Source organism: Mesorhizobium sp. M8A.F.Ca.ET.021.01.1.1 (assembly GCF_003998025.1).
Lineage (GTDB): Bacteria > Pseudomonadota > Alphaproteobacteria > Rhizobiales > Rhizobiaceae > Mesorhizobium.
Genome location: NZ_RZSJ01000517.1, coordinates 1 through 4,428, shown reverse-complemented (window position 1 = coordinate 4,428; position 4,428 = coordinate 1). Strand labels below are relative to the sequence as shown.

Annotated in this window: 4 protein-coding genes; all 4 read left to right on the top strand. The window is 63.5% G+C overall.

The window, feature by feature from the left end:
- Positions 1 to 1,060, top strand: a 1,060-nt coding sequence (locus EOA36_RS28735) for a carboxyl transferase domain-containing protein (protein ID WP_127280397.1), incomplete at its 5' end; no start/stop codon positions are given.
- 2 nt (positions 1,061 to 1,062) lie between these two features.
- On the top strand, positions 1,063 to 1,593 hold the full coding sequence (locus tag EOA36_RS28730; protein WP_127280396.1) for an O-acetyl-ADP-ribose deacetylase: 531 nt from the start codon (positions 1,063 to 1,065) through the stop codon (positions 1,591 to 1,593).
- Positions 1,594 to 1,785: 192 nt separating this feature from the next.
- Positions 1,786 to 2,178, top strand: coding sequence for a hypothetical protein (locus EOA36_RS28725; protein ID WP_245464500.1), 393 nt, complete (start codon positions 1,786 to 1,788; stop codon positions 2,176 to 2,178).
- 168 nt (positions 2,179 to 2,346) lie between these two features.
- Positions 2,347 to 4,332, top strand: coding sequence for an acetyl/propionyl/methylcrotonyl-CoA carboxylase subunit alpha (locus tag EOA36_RS28720; RefSeq protein ID WP_127280394.1), 1,986 nt, complete (start codon positions 2,347 to 2,349; stop codon positions 4,330 to 4,332).
- Positions 4,333 to 4,428: the final 96 nt, after the last annotated feature.

Sequence of the window (4,428 nt, the reverse complement as noted above, 5' to 3'; positions counted from 1 at the left end):
CGTCATGGGTTCCTGCACGGCTGGCGGCGCCTATGTGCCGGCGATGTCGGACGAGACGATCATGGTGCGCAACCAGGCGACCATCTTCCTCGGCGGACCGCCGCTGGTGAAGGCGGCCACCGGCGAGGATGTCAGCGCCGAGGATCTGGGCGGCGCTGATGTGCACACCCGGCTTTCCGGTGTCGCCGATCACTATGCACTGGACGACGAACACGCGCTCGCCATTTGCCGGCGCATCATCAAGAACCTGAATCGGAACAAAGCTGTAAGCCTGAAGTTACACAAAGCGATTCCGCCGCTTCATCCGGCGGATGAGCTTTACGGCATCGTCCCGACCGATCTGCGCCAGCCCTATGACGTGCGCGAGGTGATCGCGCGCGTCGTCGACGGCTCCGAATTCGATGAGTTCAAGCAGAACTACGGCACGACGCTGATCACCGGCTTTGCCCATCTCCACGGCATGCCGGTCGGCATCATCGCCAACAATGGCGTGCTGTTTTCCGAGAGCGCGCTGAAGGGCGCGCACTTCATCGAATTGTGCTGCCAGCGCAAGATCCCGCTGGTTTTCCTGCAGAACATCACCGGCTTCATGGTCGGCAGGAAATACGAGGCGGGCGGCATCGCCAAGGACGGCTCCAAGCTGGTGATGGCGGTTGCGACGGCCAGGGTGCCCAAGGTGACCGTCATCGTCGGCGGTTCGTTCGGGGCCGGCAATTACGGCATGTGCGGCCGCGCCTACTCACCTCGCTTCCTGTGGATGTGGCCCAACGCCCGCATCTCGGTGATGGGCGGCGAGCAGGCGGCGACGGTGCTAGCCATGGTCAAGCGCGAAGGCATCGAGCGCAAGGGCGGGGAATGGACCGCCGAGGAGGAGGCGAAATTCAAGAAGCCGATCCTGATGAAGTACGAGCATGAAGGCCACCCGCTCTATTCCTCGGCAAGGCTCTGGGATGACGGCATCATCGATCCGGCCCGGACACGCGAGGTGCTGGCGCTCAGCCTGTCGGCCGCGCTCAACGCCGAGATCGAGGAGACACGCTTCGGTGTGTTCAGGATGTGATGATGAGCGCCGCGGGCGACCGGATCAGCGTTCACACCGGCGACATCACCAAGCTGGCGGTCGATGCCATCGTCAACGCCGCCAACTCCTCGCTGCTCGGTGGCGGCGGGGTCGACGGAGCCATTCACCGCGCCGCCGGGCCGGAACTCGAATTCGAATGTCGCATGCTCAATGGCTGCAAGACGGGCGATGCAAAGCTGACCAAGGGTTATCGGCTGCCGGCCCGCCATATCATCCATACGGTCGGGCCGGTTTGGCAGGGTGGCGGCAAGGGTGAGGCAGAACTGCTCGCCTCCTGCTACCAGCGCTCGCTCGAAATCGCTTTTGCCAATGACTGCCGGACAATTGCCTTTCCAGCAATCTCGACTGGTGTCTACCGGTATCCGAAGGCTGAAGCGACTGCGATCGCGGTCCGAACGGTCGGCAGCTTCCTTGCACGGAACACATCGCCGGAAACCGTTACTTTCTGCTGCTTCGATGAGCCGACTTCAGAACTATACCGAAGAGCCATTGCTGCTCTGGAGGAAAGTTGAACTGTATGGACCAATCGATTCATCATCATAGCCAAATGAAAATTTCTACCGGCGAACTGGCGGCGGCACCGAATGTTCGCTATTGCTCACACTGGGTTGGGCAATTGGGCTGGGGTGAAAATGGTTCGGAAATATTGTCGCAAGCCGGCAGCGTCGATACTTGCCGGATTACTAATGTTCTCGGCGACCGGCATGAGCATGGTCAAATCGCTTGCAGGCAGAAAAGGCCACGTTCGTTTCCCGGTGCTGACCGGACTGCTTGTCGTAACGACAGTCGCCGCCGCGACGGCGGGTTCACTGGCGGGAAGCAAGGGAGACGTGCATTTTCCACCGACCATGGGCTCGGATCCGAAGAGCGAATGCAACGTGGCGTACAAAGCCTATATCGCGGCGGGCGGTCACTCGGCCTACGCCACGACCTTTTATTCGCGCGTTGTCGACCTCTACATCATCTGCGGGACGAAGCTCAACGCGCCGTCCCAGAAGGCCGCGGAAGAAATGGCGCTGCGCAACTGCCAGGCCGGCTTGACACGGTGGAAGCTCAAGACCGCGAGCGGCGGCTGCGCCATCTCGGCGTCGAAGTAGGCAGGGCCGAACGCCAGCTGGAGCACTCCCTTGGTAAGGGAGAGGTCGAGGGAACGTCTGCCAGCATAGGTCGGCAGGACAGCGTGCCTCTCGTGGGGGATATGTCCACTGAGGCGAGCGCGAAGCAAGGCCTGCGTCGCTCGAAGCAAATTCGCCGCTGGAGGCTCCATGTTTAGCAAGATCCTGATCGCCAATCGGGGCGAGATCGCTTGCCGCGTTATCCGCACCGCCCGCAAGCTCGGCGTGCACACCGTCGCCGTCTATTCGGATGCCGACGCGAGATCCCTGCATGTCGAAATGGCCGACGAGGCGGTCCATATCGGCCCCTCGCCTGTCGGCGAGAGCTATCTGCGCGGCGACAGGATCGTCGCGGCAGCGCTTGCAACGGGTGCCGAAGCGATCCATCCGGGCTATGGCTTCCTCTCGGAAAACCCTGACTTCGTCGATCAGGTCACAGCCGCAGGGCTCACCTTCATTGGCCCATCGGCCGCTTCGATCCGCGCCATGGGGCTCAAGGACGCCGCCAAGCGGCTGATGGAGAAAGCCGGCGTTCCGGTCGTGCCGGGCTATCATGGCGAGGCGCAGGAGATCGTGCTGCTTGCCTCGAAAGCCCGCGAGATCGGCTATCCCGTGCTGATCAAGGCGCGTGCCGGCGGCGGCGGCAAGGGCATGCGGCGCGTCGAGCATCCCGATGATTTTTCCGAGGCGCTGTCCAGCGCCCGGCGCGAAGCCAAGGCCGCCTTCGGCGACGACCGCGTGCTGGTCGAAAAATACGTCGACAAGCCACGGCATATCGAAGTGCAGGTGTTCGGCGACAATTTCGGCAATGCCGTGCATCTCTACGAACGCGACTGCTCGGCGCAACGCCGCCACCAGAAGGTGATCGAGGAGACCCCCGCCCCCGGCATGACGCCGGCCTTGCGCAAGGCGATGACGGAGGCGGCGGTGAAGGCCGCCAAGGCGATCAACTATTCCGGCGCCGGCACCATCGAGTTCATCGTCGACGCCTCGCAAGGCCTCAAGGCCGACCGCTTCTGGTTCATGGAAATGAACACCCGCCTGCAGGTCGAGCATCCGGTCACCGAGATGGTCACCGGCACCGATCTCGTCGAGTGGCAGTTACGCGTCGCCAGCGGCGAAAAACTACCGAAGACACAAAGTGAGATCGCGCTTTGCGGCCATGCCTTCGAGGCGCGCATCTATGCAGAGGACGCGGCCAAGGGGTTTCTGCCGGCGACGGGCACGCTGCACCACCTGAAATTTCCGGGCGTTGCCCCCGAGGGTGCCGCGATGCGCATCGAGACCGGCGTGCGGGCTGGCGATGCCATCTCGCCCTATTACGACCCCATGATCGCGAAGCTGGTCGTCCATTCCGGGGACAGGCAGGCGGCGCTGGAGGCGCTCCGCACCGCGCTCGCGCAAATCGAGATTGCCGGCTCCACCGTCAACGCCGCTTTTCTTGCCGCTCTTGCCGCCGATCCGGATTTTGCGGCGGGCGACGTCGATACCGGCCTGATCGGCAGACACCAGGAGATGCTGACGGCGGTCGCGCCGCCGACCGGCGAAGTCATCTCGGCTGCCGCGCTGGCGGCCTCGGGTGCCGGAGCATTGCCGTCGTCGGACGACCCCTGGTCGTCGCTTGCCGGCTATGCGCATTTCCACGGGGTTGCGCGGCGCATGCGGCTGAAGTTCGGCGACGAGGCCATCCTGGCCAAGGTTTCAATGCGGCCGGACGGACGCTTTCAGGTGGCGCTCGATGCGCCGTATGACAGCACCAATTCGCATGACCTTCGGGCCGTTCCCCGCCTCGCCCGCTGGCCTGGCCACATCACCGTGTTCGAAGGCGCTGTCGCCTATACTTTCACCGTGCCGGATCCCCTGGCCAGGAGCGATGAAGCCGCTGCCGCCTCCGGCAGCCTGCGCGCGCCGATGCCGGGTCTCGTCAAGCTTGTGCGCGTGGCGAAAGGCGACGCCGTGATCAAGGGACAAATTCTGCTGATCCTCGAAGCGATGAAGATGGAGCACACCATCGCCGCCCCGCATGACGGGGTGATCGCCGAGATCGCCGGGGAAGGGTCACAGGTCACCGACGGGGCGGTGCTGGTGGGGTTCATCGAGGACCAGAACGCGTCGACCGCCGCCACCGGCCGATAGCCGGAGCGCATCGCGGACCGCAAACAGAAATGGCCGGGACGAACCCGGCCATTTCGTTGGACTAGAGCGGTTCAGAGTTTGATAGAATCTCTGACC

What these genes read in the sequence shown, in the direction of transcription:
- EOA36_RS28720 (WP_127280394.1), top strand. Translation starts at nt 2,347, where the DNA reads ATGTTTAGCAAGATCCTGATCGCCAATCGGGGCGAGATCGCTTGCCGC.
- EOA36_RS28730 (WP_127280396.1), top strand. Translation starts at nt 1,063, where the DNA reads ATGAGCGCCGCGGGCGACCGGATCAGCGTTCACACCGGCGACATCACC.
- EOA36_RS28725 (WP_245464500.1), top strand. Translation starts at nt 1,786, where the DNA reads ATGAGCATGGTCAAATCGCTTGCAGGCAGAAAAGGCCACGTTCGTTTC.